This window comes from Clostridium sp. LIBA-8841 (genome assembly GCF_057782475.1).
This window is the reverse complement of sequence record NZ_CM173488.1, coordinates 3,337,231-3,357,500: the sequence shown is the minus strand read 5'-3', so window position 1 is coordinate 3,357,500 and position 20,270 is coordinate 3,337,231. Positions and strand designations below refer to the sequence as shown.

The 20,270-nt window shown below is 31.2% G+C and carries 17 protein-coding genes, 1 tRNA gene and 1 rRNA gene (1 of these 19 running past the window's edge); 14 read left to right on the top strand and 5 right to left on the bottom strand.

From position 1 onward, the window contains the following. From AC2A4K_RS14780 to AC2A4K_RS14760, 5 genes are all read left to right on the top strand, one after another. Window positions 1-2,406, top strand: a 23S ribosomal RNA gene (locus AC2A4K_RS14780) (it extends 498 nt beyond the left edge of the window). 54 nt (window positions 2,407-2,460) lie between these two features. Next, window positions 2,461-2,535, top strand: a tRNA-Asn gene (locus tag AC2A4K_RS14775). Between the two features lie 256 nt (window positions 2,536-2,791). Continuing rightward, entirely contained in the window at window positions 2,792-3,475 is a 684-nt protein-coding gene (locus AC2A4K_RS14770) for a response regulator transcription factor (protein ID WP_322503242.1), read from the top strand. A gap of 58 nt (window positions 3,476-3,533) precedes the next feature. Then, a complete protein-coding gene (locus tag AC2A4K_RS14765) occupies window positions 3,534-4,952 on the top strand; it encodes a sensor histidine kinase (protein ID WP_322503241.1) in 1,419 nt (472 codons plus the stop codon). 16 nt (window positions 4,953-4,968) lie between these two features. Then, window positions 4,969-6,489: a hypothetical protein gene (locus AC2A4K_RS14760; RefSeq protein WP_322503240.1), complete on the top strand. Its 1,521-nt coding sequence runs from the start codon at window positions 4,969-4,971 to the stop codon at window positions 6,487-6,489. Between the two features lie 51 nt (window positions 6,490-6,540). Here AC2A4K_RS14760 and AC2A4K_RS14755 read toward each other — a convergent pair whose 3' ends face one another. Further along, window positions 6,541-8,418 (bottom strand): LTA synthase family protein, encoded by a 1,878-nt coding sequence (locus AC2A4K_RS14755; protein ID WP_322503239.1) that lies wholly within the window; start codon window positions 8,416-8,418, stop codon window positions 6,541-6,543. Between the two features lie 182 nt (window positions 8,419-8,600). Between AC2A4K_RS14755 and yedF the strand changes: the two genes are divergently transcribed. Beyond that, complete coding sequence (gene yedF, locus AC2A4K_RS14750) at window positions 8,601-9,173, top strand: sulfurtransferase-like selenium metabolism protein YedF (protein WP_322503238.1); 573 nt, start codon at window positions 8,601-8,603, stop codon at window positions 9,171-9,173. A 31-nt stretch (window positions 9,174-9,204) separates the two neighbouring features. Beyond that, complete coding sequence (locus tag AC2A4K_RS14745; RefSeq protein WP_322503237.1) at window positions 9,205-10,167, top strand: NAD(P)/FAD-dependent oxidoreductase; 963 nt, start codon at window positions 9,205-9,207, stop codon at window positions 10,165-10,167. Window positions 10,168-10,318: 151 nt separating this feature from the next. Here AC2A4K_RS14745 and AC2A4K_RS14740 read toward each other — a convergent pair whose 3' ends face one another. Together AC2A4K_RS14740 and AC2A4K_RS14735 are read right to left on the bottom strand one after the other, a co-directional pair. Next, the gene (locus AC2A4K_RS14740; protein WP_322503236.1) at window positions 10,319-10,879 is read right to left on the bottom strand and encodes a GDSL-type esterase/lipase family protein; all 561 of its coding nucleotides are present in this window, start codon (window positions 10,877-10,879) and stop codon (window positions 10,319-10,321) included. Window positions 10,880-10,887: 8 nt separating this feature from the next. After that, on the bottom strand, window positions 10,888-11,520 hold the full coding sequence (locus AC2A4K_RS14735; protein ID WP_322503235.1) for a RusA family crossover junction endodeoxyribonuclease: 633 nt from the start codon (window positions 11,518-11,520) through the stop codon (window positions 10,888-10,890). A 141-nt stretch (window positions 11,521-11,661) separates the two neighbouring features. Between AC2A4K_RS14735 and tsaD the strand changes: the two genes are divergently transcribed. The 5 genes from tsaD to eutH all read left to right on the top strand — a co-directional run bounded on the left by tsaD (window position 11,662) and on the right by eutH (window position 17,119). Next, complete coding sequence (gene tsaD, locus AC2A4K_RS14730) at window positions 11,662-12,681, top strand: tRNA (adenosine(37)-N6)-threonylcarbamoyltransferase complex transferase subunit TsaD (RefSeq protein WP_322503234.1); 1,020 nt, start codon at window positions 11,662-11,664, stop codon at window positions 12,679-12,681. A gap of 14 nt (window positions 12,682-12,695) precedes the next feature. Then, on the top strand, window positions 12,696-13,712 hold the full coding sequence (locus AC2A4K_RS14725; protein WP_322503233.1) for an alpha/beta hydrolase: 1,017 nt from the start codon (window positions 12,696-12,698) through the stop codon (window positions 13,710-13,712). 114 nt (window positions 13,713-13,826) lie between these two features. Beyond that, window positions 13,827-15,224, top strand: a complete 1,398-nt coding sequence (locus AC2A4K_RS14720) for a S1C family serine protease (RefSeq protein ID WP_322503232.1) — start codon at window positions 13,827-13,829, stop codon at window positions 15,222-15,224. Window positions 15,225-15,512: 288 nt separating this feature from the next. Continuing rightward, a complete protein-coding gene (locus tag AC2A4K_RS14715) occupies window positions 15,513-15,842 on the top strand; it encodes a PTS sugar transporter subunit IIB (RefSeq protein ID WP_322503231.1) in 330 nt (109 codons plus the stop codon). A gap of 152 nt (window positions 15,843-15,994) precedes the next feature. Beyond that, on the top strand, window positions 15,995-17,119 hold the full coding sequence (gene eutH / locus AC2A4K_RS14710; protein WP_322503230.1) for an ethanolamine utilization protein EutH: 1,125 nt from the start codon (window positions 15,995-15,997) through the stop codon (window positions 17,117-17,119). Between the two features lie 196 nt (window positions 17,120-17,315). Here the strand turns inward: eutH and AC2A4K_RS14705 are convergent, their stop codons facing one another. Together AC2A4K_RS14705 and AC2A4K_RS14700 are read right to left on the bottom strand one after the other, a co-directional pair. After that, the gene (locus tag AC2A4K_RS14705) at window positions 17,316-18,344 is read right to left on the bottom strand and encodes an FAD:protein FMN transferase (RefSeq protein ID WP_322503229.1); all 1,029 of its coding nucleotides are present in this window, start codon (window positions 18,342-18,344) and stop codon (window positions 17,316-17,318) included. Window positions 18,345-18,379: 35 nt separating this feature from the next. After that, on the bottom strand, window positions 18,380-18,823 hold the full coding sequence (locus tag AC2A4K_RS14700) for an FMN-binding protein (RefSeq protein WP_322503228.1): 444 nt from the start codon (window positions 18,821-18,823) through the stop codon (window positions 18,380-18,382). 138 nt (window positions 18,824-18,961) lie between these two features. Here AC2A4K_RS14700 and AC2A4K_RS14695 point away from each other — a divergent pair, with 138 nt between their 5' ends. Both AC2A4K_RS14695 and AC2A4K_RS14690 read left to right on the top strand, forming a co-directional pair. Further along, the gene (locus tag AC2A4K_RS14695) at window positions 18,962-19,333 is read left to right on the top strand and encodes a NusG domain II-containing protein (protein ID WP_322503227.1); all 372 of its coding nucleotides are present in this window, start codon (window positions 18,962-18,964) and stop codon (window positions 19,331-19,333) included. Window positions 19,334-19,499: 166 nt separating this feature from the next. Next, window positions 19,500-20,030: a Gx transporter family protein gene (locus tag AC2A4K_RS14690; RefSeq protein ID WP_322503226.1), complete on the top strand. Its 531-nt coding sequence runs from the start codon at window positions 19,500-19,502 to the stop codon at window positions 20,028-20,030. Window positions 20,031-20,270 lie beyond the last annotated feature (240 nt).

Sequence of the window (20,270 nt, the reverse complement as noted above, 5' to 3'; positions counted from 1 at the left end):
GAGGGAAAGGTGAAAAGAACCCCGGGAGGGGAGTGAAATAGAACCTGAAACCGTGTGCCTACAACCGCTCAGAGCCCCTTATGAGGGTGATGAGGTGCTTTTTGTAGAACGAGCCAACGAGTTACGGTATGTAGCAAGGTTAAGTACTTAAGGTACGGAGCCGAAGGGAAACCGAGTCTGAATAGGGCGACTAGTTGCATGCCGTAGACCCGAAACCGGGTGACCTATCCATGGCCAGGTTGAAGCGAGGGTAAAACCTCGTGGAGGACCGAACCACGTTGCTGTTGAAAAAGCATGGGATGAGCTGTGGATAGCGGAGAAATTCCAATCGAACCCGGAGATAGCTGGTTCTCTCCGAAATAGCTTTAGGGCTAGCGTCGAGTATGAGTAGTGGAGGTAGAGCACTGAATGGGCTAGGGGGCATAGCGCTTACCGAACCTTATCAAACTCCGAATGCCACATACTTTGAGCTCGGCAGTCAGACTACGAATGATAAGATCCGTGGTCAAAAGGGAAACAGCCCAGATCGTCAGCTAAGGTCCCAAAGTGTAAGTTAAGTGGGAAAGGATGTGAGATTTCTAAGACAACTAGGATGTTGGCTTAGAAGCAGCCACTCATTAAAAGAGTGCGTAATAGCTCACTAGTCGAGAGATCTTGCGCCGAAAATGTAACGGGGCTAAACTTACCACCGAAGCTACGGGCTTGAACTTAGTTCAAGCGGTAGGAGAGCGTCGTAACCGGGCTGAAGTCGTACCGTAAGGAGCGGTGGACTGGTTACGAGTGAGAATGTTGGCATCAGTAGCGAGATGTGGGTGAGAATCCCACAGGCCGAAAACCTAAGGTTTCCTCAGGAAGGTTCGTCCGCTGAGGGTTAGTCGGGACCTAAGCCGAGGCCGAAAGGCGTAGGTGATGGACAACTGGTTGATATTCCAGTACCACTACCATCGTTATTATCGATGGCGTGACGCAGGAGGATAGTGTGTGCTAGCTATTGGATGCTAGTCTAAGCGTTTAGGCAGTGAAAGTAGGCAAATCCGCTTTCATAATGCTGAGGCGTGATGGGGAAGGTTCTACGGAACCGAAGTACATGATTCCACGCTGCCAAGAAAAGCGTCTAGAGAGAGAAGTAGTGCCCGTACCGCAAACCGACACAGGTAGGTGAGGAGAGAATCCTAAGGCCGGCGGAAGAATTACAGTTAAGGAACTCGGCAAATTGACCCCGTAAGTTCGCGAGAAGGGGTGCCTACGAGAGTAGGCCGCAGAGAATAGGCCCAAGCAACTGTTTAGCAAAAACACAGGTCTCTGCTAAAGCGTAAGCTGATGTATAGGGGCTGACGCCTGCCCGGTGCTGGAAGGTTAAGGGGAACACTTAGCGCAAGCGAAGGTGTGAACTTAAGCCCCAGTAAACGGCGGCCGTAACTATAACGGTCCTAAGGTAGCGAAATTCCTTGTCAGGTAAGTTCTGACCCGCACGAATGGCGTAATGACTTGGGCACTGTCTCAACTGTAAATCCGGCGAAGTTGTAGTGCGAGTGAAGATGCTCGCTACCCGCGATTGGACGGAAAGACCCCGTAGAGCTTTACTGTAGCTTAGCATTGAGTTTTGGTATTGTCTGTACAGGATAGGTGGGAGACTAGGAAACCAGGGCGTCAGCCTTGGTGGAGTCATCCTTGGGATACCACCCTGACAGTACTGAAATTCTAACTGGCGGCCATGAATCTGGTCACAGGACATTGTTAGGTGGGCAGTTTGACTGGGGCGGTCGCCTCCTAAAAAGTAACGGAGGCGCCCAAAGGTTCCCTCAGAACGGTCGGAAATCGTTCGTAGAGTGCAAAGGCAGAAGGGAGCCTGACTGCGACACCCACAAGTGGAGCAGGGACGAAAGTCGGGCTTAGTGATCCGGTGGTACCTCGTGGGAGGGCCATCGCTCAACGGATAAAAGCTACCTCGGGGATAACAGGCTGATCTCCCCCAAGAGTCCACATCGACGGGGAGGTTTGGCACCTCGATGTCGGCTCGTCGCATCCTGGGGCTGAAGTAGGTCCCAAGGGTTGGGCTGTTCGCCCATTAAAGCGGCACGCGAGCTGGGTTCAGAACGTCGTGAGACAGTTCGGTCCCTATCCGTCGCGGGCGTAGGAAATTTGAGAGGAGCTGTCCTTAGTACGAGAGGACCGGGATGGACTGACCTCTGGTGTACCAGTTGTTCTGCCAAGAGCACAGCTGGGTAGCTAAGTCGGGAATGGATAAACGCTGAAAGCATCTAAGCGTGAAGCCAACCTCAAGATGAGATTTCCCATAGCGTAAGCTAGTAAGATCCCTTGAAGAACACAAGGTTGATAGGTCGGGGGTGTAAGCATGGTAACATGTTCAGCTGACCGATACTAATAGATCGAGGGCTTGACCAAATATAGTATTAATTATGTGCAATTTTGAAAGAACAAAATCTTTCAATAAAATGTTCCTCGGTAGCTCAATGGTGGAGCACTCGGCTGTTAACCGATAGGTTGGAGGTTCGAGTCCTCTCCGAGGAGCCATTTTTTTTATTCAAAATTAATTTAAAATAGATAAGTAAGTTATGAATTAATATTTTATTAGTTTATAACTTTTTTTGTATTTAAAATAAAAATTTTATTTAATTCGATATTTTTAGTGTAAGCTATTTGTAATTAAAGAAAGTTCAATATTGTATATAATAAAAAAGAATATGATAATAATATTGAGAATGTTTATTGAAATTTAAATAGTTTAAATATGTTAGAGAAATTTAATGGAATATAAGGAGTTGTAGAGATGAAGATTTTACTTGTAGAAGATGAAGAAAGCATAAGAGGTTTTTTAAGAATAAATTTTCAAAGAGAGAAATTTCAAGTTATAGAATGTGAAAGCGGAGAAGAAGGAGTAAGAAAAGCATTAATAGAAAAGCCAGATATAGCTATATTAGATGTTATGTTGCCTGGAATGAGTGGCTTTGAAGTATGCCAAACCTTGAGGGAAAGTTTTCCTAAGATGGGCATAATAATGTTAACTGCTAAAGGGGAAGATATGGATAAAATAATGGGGCTTCAATTTGGAGCGGATGACTATGTCTTAAAACCATTTAATCCATTAGAAATAACTTTAAGAGTGAAAGCTTTAATTAGGAGATTAGAGGGAATAAGTGAAGAAAATAATAGTGATAGCATAGAAGTTGATAGCTTCAAGTTAGACTTATATTCTCAAAGTTTATATAAAGAAGAGATAGAAATAGATGTTACACCTAAAGAGTTTCTATTGATGAAAATATTCATGCAAAATCCAGGTAAGGCATTTACTAGAGATGAATTATTAAACTTGGTTTGGGGAATTGATTTCTTTGGAGATCCCAAAATAGTTGATGTTAATATAAGAAGATTAAGAGCAAAAATAGAGGATAATTCTTCAAAACCTAAGTACATAGAAACTGTTTGGGGAACAGGCTATAGATGGAAAAGATAGTATTTAAGGTTACCTAACTTATTAAAAGATATAGAGGTGAAAGATAGGAGTATAGTTTATGAAAAGTATAAAGACTAGGCTAATGAAAAACTTTTTAGTTGTTTTGTTATCAACTATTATTATAGTTTCAGCCATGTTCTTGATTTTTATTTCTAGGTATTATTATCAAAATACAGAAGAAATATTATTAAGTCAAATAAATATATCTGTTGATTTTTATAAGAGATATTTATCAAATGTTAGTTTAGAAGAAAATGTTTATGAAGATGTGGATATATTTTGGAAGCAAACAGAGGCTCAAGTTCAAATTTATGATTTAAAAGGGCAATTGATAATGGATTCTATAGGACTAGAGCAAAAAGAGAATACTATACCTATAGATGTAAAAAGAGCTTTAGAAGGAGATACCGCTAAATGGGTTGGAACGGCTCCAGATTATACTGGTAAGGTAATGGCTATTTCAGCACCATTAAGAAATTCGTCTAATGAAATTGTAGGAGTTATAAGATATATAAGTTCACTTAGAAATGTTGATAATTTTATACTAAACTTTTTCTTAGTATTTATTGTAATAGGACTAACAGTTTTAGCTATAGGTATAATATTAAGTTATTTTTTAGCTAATAGTATAGTAAATCCAATATCAGAATTAATAAAAGTTTCAGAACAGATGGCTAAGGGAAATTTAAAAGTAAGGAATAAAATTGTTACCAATGATGAGATTGAAAAGTTAGCTGATAGTCTTAATATAATGGCTGAGGAAATCGAAAATAGAGAGAGATTAAAGAATGAATTTATATCTTCAGTTTCTCATGAACTTAGAACACCATTAACATCTATAAAAGGGTGGGCTATAACTTTAAATAACGAGTTTACGGATAGAGAAACATTAAAGATGGGCTTTGACATAATTGAAAAGGAAGCTGATAGACTAAGTAATATGGTTGAAGAACTTTTAGACTTTTCAAAATTCGTTAGTGGGAAAATTAAATTAAAATATGAAGAAATAAACTTAAAAGATTTTATAGAATACTTAAAATTATATATGAATCCTAGAGCGGAAAGAGAACATAAGCAGCTTATTCTAAAAGGAATTGAAAAAGAAGATTTTATAATAGTTGGAGATAGGGATAGGCTAAAGCAGGTATTCATAAATATACTAGATAATGCGTTTAAATTTACTCATGAAAATGAAAGTATAATAATAGATTTCTTATATGCTGATGAAGGTATATATATTAATATAATTGATACTGGATGTGGAATAAGTAAAGAAGAGTTACCTAGAGTAAAAGAGAAATTTTATAAGGGGAAAAATTCAAAGTCACAAAATGGTATAGGATTATCTATATGTGATGAAATTATAGCCCTACATGAGGGAACTTTAGAAATATATAGTGAACTAGGTAAGGGAACAAAGGTAACTATATATTTACCTAAAAAGTTAATAAGCAGTGTGGAGGATGAGTTAAATTAATTAAAAGAGGTGTTTTATGAAAAAAATTTATATAATCTTCTTTATGATTATTAGTATTTTTATGACAGGATGTTCTCAAAATGAATCTTTTGATGTATCTAAAATAACTCCACCAGAGTCAGATAATATAAAGATATTAGGAGAATGGGAAGTAGTAAGTAAATTACATGATAATAGTCAAAACAATATAGAGAGTACAGATGGAACTTTTCGCTTTGAAAAAGGAGAATTTATTAATATAAGTAAGAATGAGTTAGTAGTAAATGGTGTAAGCATTATAGCAAATCCTAATTTTAAGTTAAAAAGAGTAGAAAGAAATGTGTTCTTTAAAGAAATAGATGATTTAGAAATTAAGAAGGAAATAAAGGATACAATAAAAAGTGATTATATAGATGTTACGGCCATATATGATAGCAATAAAACATATTTAAATATGATTTCAATTAATGAAAATGAGGCATATATATTATTATCTGATAATCTAATTAAATTAAAGAAAGTTTCTAGTGTTCCACAGGCATCTACTAAGAGTTCAGAAAAGGTGGTTGTAGACCAAGGAAATACGTATTCCGTAAAAAGTATAAGTCCAGAATATTATCAAAAGGATGTAGGAATTTTACTTGGGCTTAAAGAGCCAGCTCACGTAGAAAAAGATGATTTTGAGAAGGCTGATTATAAAACATTATGGATATCTGTAATTGATAATGAACTTCAGCCTATAATGGTTTTAGAAGACTCTTTATTATTACCAAGAGTTAATGGATTCTCAAACATAAGTTTAGATTCAAATTTTGAAAATGGTGTAATGGAAAATAAACTTGAAGTTACAAGTAGAAAGAAGGATCCAAATGATAAAAAAGAAGTAAAAGGTGAACAAACTAAAAAAGGAATATATGAAGAAATAACTTTTGTAGGAAATGATTATATTGGGTTAGAATCTTATTCAGGAGATGACTTCAAAGGAAGTTATAATGAATATAACATAATACCAATTGATACTATGAATACATATAAAAGTATGGACATAGTTAATCTTTTTGGAAAAGAACAAGAGGAAAATTATAATAAGAGTGAAGAAAAAGCTATTCAGAAATATAATATAGATGGAAAAGAATATTATACTAAAAATAAATATTCTAATATAACTCTTCAGAGAAAAAATGGAAATTGGCATTTAGAAGGTTTATTAAATGAAAAGAAATCATTTGATAATTCTGAACCATTTGATATAAATATAAATCCAGTGCCTATATTGATAAACTATGATACGTTAGCGGTTCCTTGGAGTCAAGTTTCATCATTAGGAAGAGATGTTAGAGATGTTGTGACAGCACCAAATGGAAAAATAGCGATAACCTTAGCTAAGGATAAATTGTCAATATATAAGATTACAGATGGCCGTTTAGGTGAAAGGTTAGGAGAGATTAACATAAATAGTGATGAAAAAATTGTTATGGCTGAATGGGCTGTAGGGGATTACGTTAAGTACTGGAATGAAACTGTTGAAAATGTATATGGAGCTAAAAAAATAACCTAATAAAGATTAAAGAAAGAGCTGAATTTAAAATATTAAATTCAGCTCTTTTCTTTAATTATTATTAGGTATCTTATCTTTAAAGTAATTAGCTCTAATCATCTTATCAGATAAATCTAATGAATTACCTACTATTTGTTTTTCTTTATCTGTAAGTTCTCCTTTTACAGTTCTATCAGTTAAGACTGCGTAAGATCTATTAGTATTTAATAAGTTTCTACCTAAAGCTGTATTTTGATATACATTGTTATCAACACCTAATAAGTATAAAAGTGTTGGCATTATATCTATTTGGCCACCATAAACATCATCTTTTACAGGAGTCTTAACACTTGGGTTATAAATAACTAATGGAACTGTATGATTTCCATTGTCTAGCCACCAAGACTCTGGGTTAGATAATGATTCAATATTACTATTGTAATATTTATGAGGACCAGTATGGTCACCTTCTATTGCAACAACAGTGTTTTCTAAAAGGCCTTCTTTTTCTAATAAGTCTATGAACATACCTATTTGAGCATCAGTGTAATGAACACTTTGGAAGTATCCTCCTAAAACATTATTATCAAGTTCAGGACTAAGTTTTAATTCACGGTAATCTTTTGGTAAATCGAATGGTCCGTGGCTTGTTAAAGTGACTGTAAATGCGTAGAATGGTTGTTTCATTTCTTTAAGCATTGGTGCAACTTGTTTGAAGTAGCTTCCGTCACTTATTCCCATTCCAATAGTTTCATCGTGATTAAATGAATAGTAATCTACAAACTTATCAAAACCTATGCCAGTTAATCCTTGAGCATAGTTCCAGAATGAACCTTTATCTGGATGAATAGCAATAGTACTGTATCCGTCTTTTTCTAAGATGTTAGGCATTGAGTTATAAGTTGTAGCTGGATTTCTAAAGAAAGTACTTCCTTGTCTTAATGGAAGCATAGAAGTATTAACCATTAAGTCAGAGTCAGAGCTTGTACCCTCATTAACCTGTTCGAATATATTAGGGAAATAAATAGAATTATTTAATAACTTATTTATGTTTGGAGTTATTTCTTGTCCATCTATTTTTTGATTTATAACAAAGTCTTCAAGAGATTCAACTTGTATTACTACTAAGTTCTTTCCTTTGAACATTCCCTTGTATTCATTATCAGGTAGATTTTCATTTTTAAAATCATAGTATTCTTTTATTTGTGCTTGATCTTCTGCTGTCATTTCATACGGTTTAGAATTTTTGTAAACATTATATATGTCAAAAATATGATAACCGACTGGTGAAAAATACTCTACTGTATCAGTTGGGTCATAGTTGCTAAATAAGTATGAGTTTTTAACATTTTCTCTTTTTAAAACATTAACGTTAAAAGGAACATAACCTATGTAACAAATTGAGATAATTAAAACAACTAAAGTACCCTTCCAGTTAGACTTACAGTTTTTAAAGCTTTTTCTAAAAATTATGAAAGCTATTATTAAAATAATAAAGTCTACGAAAAATAGTAAGTCATATGGAGTAGCCATGGAAAAAATACTATCTCCAAGATTATCTAAATTAGCAGTTTGCTTTAATAGCATTATTGATGGAACTGTTTGGAATCCTCTAAAATACCAGATATCCATCATTGTAAGTATAGAGATAAATAAGTCTACAATTATTAATGAGAAAAATTTACCTTTGTTTTTAAATAAGAAACATATACTTATGAATATTGCTGCAAATGCTATGTAATAATTTAAAAAATAACTAGCTTGTCTATATCCTAATCCAAAATTAAGCACACGTGGATCTTGATTTAGAGAGAAACCTAAAAAAAGCGCTCCTTTTAAAACTACGGCTATTAATGTGAATATATAAAAACCTAGTCTTATTAAAGCATTTTTATTAAGAGACTCTTTTAATTTAGCAAGACCGTTATTTACCTTTACTTTTTCTTGCATCAAAACACCCCTTCTTTAATTATTAAAAGCTAGTTAATATTATATCATAAAATAATATGTTAATAGTATGAAGGAATTATTACAAAAAAGGTTAAAAAGAACTTTTTTAGATGAACTTTGATTTTCTCAATTCATAAAAATATGATATCTTTATAGTATAGATTATTTTAAGAGGTGAGGTCATGAAAAAAATAGATTGTATAGGTATGGCTTGTCCGATGCCGGTAATAAATACAAAAAAATATTTTGATTCAATAGAAGAAGGTATTGCAGAAGTAGTAGTTGATAATGAGGTGGCTAAAAATAATATCTGTAAATATGCTGATGGTTGTGGATATACTTGTAATGCTATAGAAAAAGACGGAAATTATATAATTAATATAGAAAAGAATGGTGAAACTAAAGTTGCAAAGAATGAAGATGATTTTGTAATTGTGGTAAGTACTGATAAATTAGGAGAAGGAAATGATGACTTAGGAACTATCCTTATGAAAGGTTATTTATACACATTATCAGAAAATGATATTATACCAAAGGAACTTATCTTCTTAAATGGCGGAGTTAAACTTACAGTTAAAGAGTCAGAAGTATTGGAGTCATTAAAAACTTTAGAAAAACGTGGCGTTAAGATTTTAAGCTGCGGAACATGTTTAGATTTTTATGGAATAAAAGAAGACTTAGCTATAGGTGAAATAAGCAACATGTACACTATAGTAGAATCTATGAATACTTCTAGTAAGGTTATAAAATTATAATACTTTTGAGAGGAGAAAACATTTTTGTAATATGGAGAATATTTTATGTGAATATGACGTTGTAGTTGTAGGTGGCGGAATAAGTGGTATGGCTGCAGCTATAAAATCAAAAGAAAATGGCATAGATAGAGTTCTTCTTCTTGAAAGAGAAGATGTTTTAGGCGGAGTTTTAAACCAATGTATTCATTGTGGATTTGGAAAAGAAACTTTAGGAGAAGCAGTTACTGGCAGTGAGTTTGTGGAATACTTTGTCACTAAGGTTCGTGAACTAGGTATTCATGTTAAGTTAAATACCACTGTATTAGAAATAACTAAAGAAAAAGAAATAAGCTATGTTAATCCTGATGAAGGTATGAAAAGGATGAAGACTAAAGCAATAGTTTTAGCTACTGGAAGTAGAGAAAAGTTTAAGGGTAACGTAAGTGTTCCTTTAAATAAATTCACAGGCATATATACATCAGGAACAGCACATAGGTTTATAAACCTTTATGGATATCTTCCAGGTAAAAATATAGTTATAATAGGTTCACATGATAGTGATATGATTGTTGCTAGAAGACTTATTATAGAAGGTGCTAAAATAGGAGCTATTATTGAGAGTAAAGAGTATCTTAATTCTTCTCAATATATTGCTGAAAATATAATTGAGGAATTTAATATTCCTGTTAAGCTTGGATACACAGTAAATGAAGTATTAGGTACTGAGAGAGTTGAGGGAGTAATGATAAGCAAAGGTGGAGAAGAGGAGAGTTTTATAAAATGTGATTCTCTTTTAATATCCGTTCCATGGATACCAGAAAGTGCTTTAGGCAAAAAGATGGGATTAAGAATATCAAATAGTAGCGAAACTATTTTGGTTAATGAAAATTTTGAAACATCAGAAAATGGTATATTTGCTTGTGGTAATGTATTACATGCCTATGAACTATCTGATGTAGCAGCAAAAGAAGGATATAAAGTTGGAGATTCTGTAAATGAATATTTAAAAAATTAATTTTTAGTATTAATCTAATATTGTATGTGCTATAGCCAGTAACTTTAAGATTATTGTCTTTTCAATCTGTTATGAAGAGTTTCTAAGCTTTAGATAAAAAAGACTAAAATTCAGAGTGAGCTTAATGCAAATTCTGAATTTTAGCCTTTTTTTATATATAATTATCTAAAGCTCTTTTTACCAATTGAGATAATAATATGTTTCCTTTTATACTTAGATGTAATCCATCAGTATAATTTGAAGAATCCAAAGGGAGATTATTATTTATATCTATAAATAATAAATTGTTTTCCTTACAAAATGAATTTAATTTATTAGAGTATTCTTCAAGCTTAGAATTACATTTAGGGTAGTTTATAGAAGAATCCCATCTTTCAAGAGCTAGTGATTCATATATTTTAGGTGGAGATAATATTAATGGCTTTATACTTAAAGAATTACAATCATCAACCATTAATTTAATGTTTTCAATTATAGAATCAATTGATTTGTTCATTAAAATATCATTTGAACCACACATTATTAAACAAATATCTGAGTCATTTGATTTTAATATTGAATAAATTCTAGATAAAATTCCTGTGGAAGTATCTCCATTAACCCCTTTGTTTAAAAAATTATTGTTTTCATCATTTAAAAGTGAAACCCATGAATTATCTTGACCTACACCATAACCAAAGGTTAAAGAATCACCTATACAAATTATGTTCATATAATCACCTACATTCTTAGTAAACATTTTTTACAAACTATAGTTGTCCCTTTATTAGCTGTAATAAAATCATTGCCTATAATAGCTTTATTGCAAATAGAGCACATTGTGCTTGTATTTTCTTTAGCCATAGAAGATTTTTTTTGTTCTTTAGTATTATTAGTAATTTTTCTTTTTTTATTAGGTGGTGGTGAATAAAGAATTTTTTCAGTTTCTTCCTCACGTTTTTCTATATGATAATTAAAGCTATATGAACTTTCTCCGAAAAGTTCTAATTCAAACCTAGGATTCTCTTTATCATAAAACTCCTCTGTTATTATTCTTCTAATTTGCATATCATTTATTATTAAGCCGCTTTTTTCAATTCCATCAAATATACTTTTAGTTATATTACTAGTATCTGGATGTCTTTTAGAACTTTTGTAATAAACTTTTAAAACCGCAATTAAGGACTCTTCTAAAACCACATTAGGATTTTGTATTCTAGCCTCATAAGCTATTTGTTCCTCATACAAAGCATATCTATCATGATATTTTCCAGAATTGGATGGTAAAATAGCTCGCCCTTGAGCGTTTGATAGTTTAAAATTTGATTTAGTAATAGGTGAGCCTTTTACTATAACTTTTGCATATGAATTCATAGTAAACCCCCAATCATATGATATAATAATATAGATTATATCATAATGTAACATTAGGTATTTACATTTCTTGAATGTATTTAACAGATAAAGTATAATACTTTATGTTTACATGAAAAATTGAAATTAAGAGGGATTAAAATGGATAGAAAAATTATATTAGCAATAGAAAGTAGTTGTGATGAAACAGCAGCAGCTGTTGTAGTTAATGGTAGAGAAGTTTTATCAAATATAATATCTTCTCAAATAGATACACATACTAAATTTGGAGGAGTAGTACCAGAGGTTGCATCAAGAAAACATATAGAAGCTATAAATGCTGTAGTTGAGGAAGCACTTGAAGTTGCAGGGGTAACTTTTGATGATATAGATGCAATAGCTGTTACATATGGTCCAGGATTAGTTGGAGCTCTTTTAGTTGGACTTCAATATGCTAAAGGATTAGCATATTCTTTAGATAAACCTTTAATAGGTGTTAATCACATAGAAGGGCATATAAGTGCAAACTTTATAGATCATAAAGATTTAGAACCGCCTTTTGTTTGTCTAGTGGTTTCAGGAGGTCATACTTTTGTAGTTCATGTTGAAGATTATGGAAAGTTCGAAATAATAGGGGAAACAAGAGATGATGCTGCTGGAGAAGCCTTTGATAAGGTAGCAAGAGCTGTTGGTTTAGGATATCCAGGTGGACCTAAAATAGATAAATTAGCTAAGGAAGGTAATAGGGATGCTATAAAATTCCCAAAAGCTAATTTTCATGATGATACTTTAGATTTTTCATTTAGTGGAGTTAAATCAGCTGTACTAAATTATTTAAATAAGATGGAAATGAAGAATGAAGAAATTAATAAAGCTGACGTAGTAGCAAGTTTTCAAAAGGCAGTAGTTGAAGTATTAACTGACAATGCTATAAAGACATGTAAGATGAGAAAAGCAGATAAAATAGCAATTGCAGGTGGTGTTGCTTCAAATAGTGCTTTAAGAGAAAACCTTCTTAAAGAAGGAGAAAAAAGAGGAATAAAGGTATTATTCCCATCACCAATACTTTGTACAGATAATGCTGCCATGATAGGTAGTGCTGCATACTTTGAACTGTTAAAAGGAAATACATCTGAAATGAATCTTAATGCAAAACCTAATCTAAGATTAGGAGAAAGATAGGGGCTGAATTATTAATGAAGTTTATTCCGTACTCCAATGGATTTCATAAATTAAATAAGAACAGAGAAATAAAGCCTATGAGTGTAATAAAAAATATATTTTTATTTGTGTTGGTTTTAGTACTTATAGGCTTTGCTTATCAAATCATAGTAAATAAGATTGATAGTAGTAAAATAGAACCAGATACTAAGTATGTAAGAATCGATAGTAAGAAAAATTATTTTAACTTTCAAGGTGAAAGTAAACCAACTATAATCATGGATTCAGACATAGGTTTAGGTATAAGTGAGTGGGAGAAGGCACAAAGTCTTATAGAAAAGGAATATGGATACAGGACATTTACATATGATAGACCTGGATATGGTTTTTCTGAATCAGTAAAAGATAAAAGTGTTAAAGAGCAGGCCCAGCAGCTTAGAATGATTCTTAAAAAAGTTGGAATTGGTGGACCATATATACTTGTAGGAGAAGGCTATGGAGGGTTAGTTATGTGCAACTTTGCAGAACTTTATCCAGAATTAGTACAAGGAGTTATTCTTATAGATCCAATCAGTGAAGAAGCTTTAAATAGTAAAGATTATATGAAGCAGTTTTCAGATCAAAAATTTAGTAGAGCCATACAAAAATACGGTTCTTATTTTGGTTTAACATCAATAATGAATAAGTTTGGTATGCTAAAAAATCCTACTGGATTAGACTCAAATTTAAGTCAAGAAAGCCTTAAGACATATGATATCCTAAGAACTAAGAGTGACTATAATAGTGCATATTATAGTGAACTTACAAATATTTTAGAACAAAGTAGTAATTCACAAAAATCTGGATTATTAAATGGTAAGCCTTTGAGCATAATAGTAAATGATAATGCTTTTGTAAATGAACAGGAGAGTTTAAAGAAGCTTACTTCAGAAGGTAAGGTACAAATAATAGATGCTAAAAATAAAACAGATGTTATACCTTTAGAGAAACCTGAATTACTTTTAGAAAGTATAAAATTTATTCAGGATAATAGTCCAGAAGAGCAAAAATAAGCCGAAATAAACATATCCTATGACACTAAAATGCCATAAATATGCCATTGAAATGACACAAAAAATGGTTATTATAAACTCATGGAATTTGAATATTTAGGAGGGTATGTACTAATGAGTGATTTTAATAAAAAGGATGAAAATTTAAATGACTACTTTGGGTTTGATGATAAGGAAAATAAAAATTTAGATTCAAATAAAGATACGGAAAAAGAGACAGCAAAAGAAGAAAATATAAGTTTAAATGATAATACTGCTCAAACAAACATGGATAAAACACAGCAATTAAACATAGATGATAAGATTACTTCAGATGAAGAAGTTAAAAAAGAAGAGAATCCATTAGATTCTAATGAGGAGAAAAATGAAGAACCTAAGGAATCAAAAGATAATGGTAAAAAGAAAAAAGCAAAGAAAAAGAGCGGATTCAAAAAAGGATTAGGAATAATAGCAGGGGCTATTATAGTTGCTATGCTAGGTGGAGCTATAGGTGCTGGCGGAGTATATTATGCTTTAAGAAATAATACCAAAACAAATACTTTAGGAAATATAAATAATAGTAATTCAGCATCTAATCCACCAGCATTTAAAAGTGAGGAAGGTGCCTTAACAGTTCCTCAAGTGGTTGAAAAAGTTACACCAGCCGTTGTTGGAGTATCAACAAAGAGTTTAGTTAGAGATCAATTCTTTAATGTTAAAGAACAAGAAGGATTAGGATCAGGTTTCATAATAAATGAAGATGGTTATGTTGTTACAAACTATCACGTTATAAATGGAGCTCAAGAAGTTAAAGTAATATTCTCAGATGGAAAAGAAGTTAATGCTAAGGTTGTAAACTATGATGCAGAAAGAGATATTGCGGTAATAAAAATAACAGATGATGTTAAGATGCCTGGAATAGCCCAATTAGGAGATTCAGCAACAGTTAAAGCTGGTGAAGAAGTAATTGCTATAGGAAATCCATTAGGAAAAGAATTTAGTTCAACAGTAACTAAAGGTATAGTAAGTTCACCAAATAGAAAGATGAGTACAGAAAACGGAAATGTTTTAGATTATATACAAACAGATGCAGCTATTAACCCTGGTAACAGTGGTGGTCCATTAATAAACTCTAAAGGAGAAGTTATTGGAATTAACACAGCTAAAAAGGTTGGGGAAGATATAGAAGGAATAGGATTTGCAATTCCTATAAATGAAGTTAAAACAAGATTAGGTTCATTATCAAAACCAATATTAAAGATGGGAATTCAGGCTAGAAATATTACTCCAGAAATAGCGAAGGAAAACAACTTAGAAGAAGGTGTTTATGTTGTTGGAGTACAAGAGTTTAGTCCAGCTGAAAAAGCCGGATTAAAAATTGGAGACTTAATAGTTGAGTTTGGTGGAAAGAGAGTAAAAACTGTAGAAGAATTAAATGAAATAAAAGGCCAATACAATGAGGGCGATACAGTGCCAGTTCAAATAATTAGAGATGGTAAAAAAATGAACGTACAAATAAAATTAGTTTCTTAATTAATGATTTATAAGAGAACTCAGATTTCTGAGTTCTTTTTATTTTTAGTAAAGTAAAAATAAATTACATATAAAAAATAGTTGTAAAAAGATAAATAAAATGTAAAATTTTAAATAAAAATAAAATATATTACATATAATTAATTGTTAATTATTATTTTTGGTCATAAAATAATAATATATAGTTTTTAGTCTTAAAGATAAATAATTATATATTATATACTAAAACACATTAAAAAGTTAAAGGGTAGAAACAAAAAGGGTATTAATTCATTGGGAGGATTAAATATGAAAAGAATAGTATTGTTATGTACATTGGGAATGTCTACATCTTTATTAGTTTCTAAGATGAGAAAAGCAGCAAAGGAATTAAACGTTGATTGTTCTGTAATTGCCATAGGAGAATCTGAACTAAAAAAATATGAAAAAGAAGCAGATATAATAATGTTAGGTCCTCAAGTAAAGTACTTGTTTAATAAATTAAAAAAAGAGGTTGGTCATGATATACCAATAAGCCTTATAAATAGTGCTGACTATGGCACTATGAATGGTAAGAAAGTTTTAAATCAAGCTTTAGAGTTAATATATAATAAAGAATTAGCAATAAGTAATCTATAAAATAATAATAAAAAAAAGGATTGTATTACTTAAAATTTTTAATACAATCTTTTTTTATATGTTTAATAAATTGAAAATTTAAAGTTATATGTATTGAATTGATTAGGGGAGTAAAATATACTAAAAAAATAGAGTTTTAAGGGGGCGAGAGTTTGGAGAAGATTGTTCTTGGAATAATAGGAATTTTTTTCGTGCTTAGTGGAATTGACTACATAAATAATAATAAAATAGGTTTGGGAGAAAAGTTTAAAGAAGGTATGCTTTCTATGGGATCAATAGCGATATCTATGGTAGGAATATATTCACTTTCACCGTTTATTGGACAAGTTATAGGATTTTTATTAACTCCAATAGGAAATTTTTTAGGTATTGATCCATCTATATTTCCATCAATGTTTTTAGCAATAGATATGGGAGCACTTGGAATAGCAGAAAGTTTATCTTCTAATATTGAAATGTATTGGATTTCAGGCGTAATAATAGCCTCTACTTTAGGTGCCACAATAAGTTTTTCCATTCCATTAGCTTTGGGAATTATAGATGAGAAATATCTTGAGGATTTAACAACAGGATTATTATATGGGATAATGACATTACCTATAGCGCCTATAGTTGCAGGGATATTTTTAGGAGTGGATTTTAGATTATTGTTGTTTAATATTCTACCATTAATAATATTTGCACTTATACTAGCTTTTTGCATGAATAAATTTAAAAATAAGACTGTTAAGATTTTTATAAAATTAGGCAAGATAATACAGTTTGTCAGTATATTAGGACTTTTAATTTTAGGATTTTTATCTATTATAGGAATAAAGCCTATGGGAGGTATTTTGCCTATAGATGAGGCTTTAAGCGTTGTTGGAAAAATAGCAATATTCTTAGGTGGAGCATATCCTTTAATTAACTTTATAACAGAGAAATTTTCAAATGGATTAAGTAAGATTGGAGAAAAGATAAATATAGATGAGTTTTCTATTGCAGCATTTTTAGGAACTCTTGCTTCAAATATAATATTATTTCAAAGTTTTGATAAAATGAGCTCTAAAGGAAGAGTAGCTTTAACTGCCTTTAGTGTTAGTGGAGCTTTTGTTATTGGAGGACAATTAGGCTTCGTATCTCTTAAGACACCAGAAATTATAAATATATACATAGCTTCAAAGTTAATAGCAGGTATTGCCGCTATGGTTTTAGCTTTATTAGTATATAAAAAATCAGCTGAGTCTAGCAAGGAAAAGGAGAGTTGTGAAGAGATAACTACTGCTATAGAGTCTTAATTTATATAAAAAAAGTAAAGTTTAATCAAAAATTTTAATGATTATGATTTGTTTATGATTATAGTAATAATAAAAATATAAAGAGGGTGTATCAAGACTTAAAGTAATAATACTTATAAATTTTTAGGACCATTCGGTAATTCTCTAAATATATTTATAAGTTTTATTTTAAGTTATTTTTGATACAACCTCTTTTTTAATTTACTATTACAAAGGAATCATCAAGTAATTTAAAATTATTTTTTAATCCACTTGATATAAAGACTTCCTTTGATTTAGTTACAAATATTCCTTCTATGTTTTCAAGAGACTCTACTAATTCTAATCCCTCTAAAACCCCCATGCCAAAGGTTGAAGTTGATAGAGCATCTCCATCTATAGATTTAGAGGAGACTATGGTTACAGAGGCTAAGTTATTATCATATGGATAACCTGTTTGAGGGTTAAGAATGTGATGATATTTAATATTGTTAACCTCCAAATAACGCTCATAAATTCCAGAAGTAACTACTGATTGATTGGATATACTTAAAGTTCCTAATGGAGCACCTCTATTTTCAAAAGGATTTTGAATTCCTATTGTCCAATTTTCATTTTTACTTTTTTCTCCTAGAGCAAAAATATTACCTCCTAAATCTATAATAGCTTTAGTTACTCCGTCCTCTATCAATAGTTCTGATATAACATCAGCTATATATCCTTTAGCAATGGCACCTAAATCTAAAATTATATTATTTTCAGTTAAAAATACAGAGCTTTCTTCTTCATTTAAAATAATATTTTCATAATTTATTAGATCAAGAGTATCCAAAATTTCAGTATCATTAGGCAACTTAGCATTTTCACTTCCTATTCCCCAAAGCTTTACTAAAGGACCTATGGTTATATCAAAATTTCCATTAGATAGTTTAGAGTATTCAAGAGATTTTTCTATAACATCAAAGGTAATAGAACTTACTTTTACTGGTTCTATTCCAGCCTTGTTGTTTATTTTATTAATTTCAGAGTCTTTTATGTTAAGACTAAGTAAGGATTCAATTTCGTTTATTTTATTAAACACCTTATCTAGTATTATTTCATCAAATTTATCATATAAAGTTATGTTCACTATTGTCCCCATAAAAAAACTAGATTTACTTATGGGTTCTTTTTTAGTATTACATCCGTTTAAACTAAAAATTAAAAACATAGATAAGAAAATGCATATATGTCTTAAGTATACCATTTTACCCTCCCTTAATAAGATACTATGTTATCTCACTATTCAACTAAAGTTGCTTCTTTTTTCCCTTCCTCAGCATCTTTTAATACTTGTTCAGCTAATTTTTTAAATTGGTTAGAAGAGCTAGTAGCACCTGTAATAGTATCTATGTCAGAAGATTGCTTTTCTACTAAAGCTTTTTCAAGTTGAGGTTCATAATCAGCAGGACCAATTCCAGAAACCCCTGTCATTTTTTCATTATAACCTTTATCATCACGTTTTATTGCATTAGTTTCCCCATTAAATTCGTTGTATTTTGCTTCTGTTATTTTTCCATCTTCTACTTTAATGTTTAGCTTAGCTTTATAGCCATGATCATCAGCCTTAGCTGTTTCAACTGAATATTCACCATCCTTAAGTTTGGAATCGTTTGAAGAGCCACAAGCTACGAAGCTAGAAGCCACCAAAGTCGAGAGTATAATAGCCAAAATCTTTTTTTTCATAAAAATCCTCCTAAATAATCTTTTTACTATAAATATATTTTTAAAGGTAAAAAAAATACCTTAAAGAATAATAAAATAATAATTTAAGTTTTAAAATCATATATACATAATAAGGAATTGTTAAATAGGAGAGTTATTATGAAAAAGTGGGATTTTTTAATAATTATAATTTTAGTAATAATATCTTTAATGCCATTAGGACTTATTATTCCAAGCAATATTGAGGGAGAAAATATGAAGGTAATTATAAGTGTTGGTGGAGAGAATTATAAAGTATTTGAGTTAAAAGAGGAAACAGATGAAAAAATTAGGGTTGAGGAAAATGGAGGTGTTAATGAGATTTATATAAAAGGGAAGGATGTATATATGCATGATACAAATTGCACAGATAGAATTTGTATTAGGCAAGGAAAGATAAGTAAAGTGGGTGAAAGTATAGTATGTTTACCTAATAGAGTATTTATTGAAATTAAGGGTGAAAAAGAGTCGGAATATATACTATCTTATTAATTAATAAATTTATGAAGTTTGTGGATTAAATAAGTATTGTTTTTTAAAATGCTCAATAGGAATATAGAAATTAACATTCACTTAAAATTATAGTTCAAGGGAGACTTAAGTGAGTTTTAAGATTAAATATTTCATTATCTATAGTATTAAAAAGGGGATAGATATTATGAAGACAAAGAAAATAATTTATATAGGAGTGCTAGTTGCTCAAGCCTTAGTTCTATATATTTTTGAAAGTATGATACCAATGCCTTTTATTACTCCAGGAGCAAAATTGGGACTAGCTAATCTAATAGTTGTTATAGGGCTATATACTTTAGATAATTACAAAGAGTGTTTGTGGTTAGTGTTTTTAAAATTGATTCTATCAACCCTTATTATGGGATCAGTATCTACTTTTATTTTTGGGCTAGGAGGAACAATTTTAAGCTTTTTATCTATGATTTTAATTAAGGAGACTTTAAAAGATAGAGTTTCTGCCATAGGGGTAAGTACAGTCGGTGGAGTATTTCATAATCTAGGGCAACTAATAGTTACAGCTATTGTGATTAAGAATATAGGAATATTGAGTTATCTACCATTTTTATCATTGGCTGGCATAGGGACGGGAATTTTTATAGGAATAACAGCAAATTATTTATTAAAGCATATAAGAAGTTTAAGTAACTTAGATTATCATAAAAATATGGTTAGATAAATAAGAGTTTAAACAAAGGTATTGTTTTAAGTGAATGTTGCTTTTTAGCTAGCCCTTCAGACCTAGCTTAATTTCGCAAAGTATTGCTATCATCTACTTCAGAATAATAGCTAAAGCTTTTAAACTCGCTCCGCTCAAACAAAAAAAGCTTCTTAACGCTATTATTCTTACGTATATGATGCAATAATAACTGCTTATTAAGATGGTCTTACAGTTCTATCTAAAAAGAAACATTAGTTT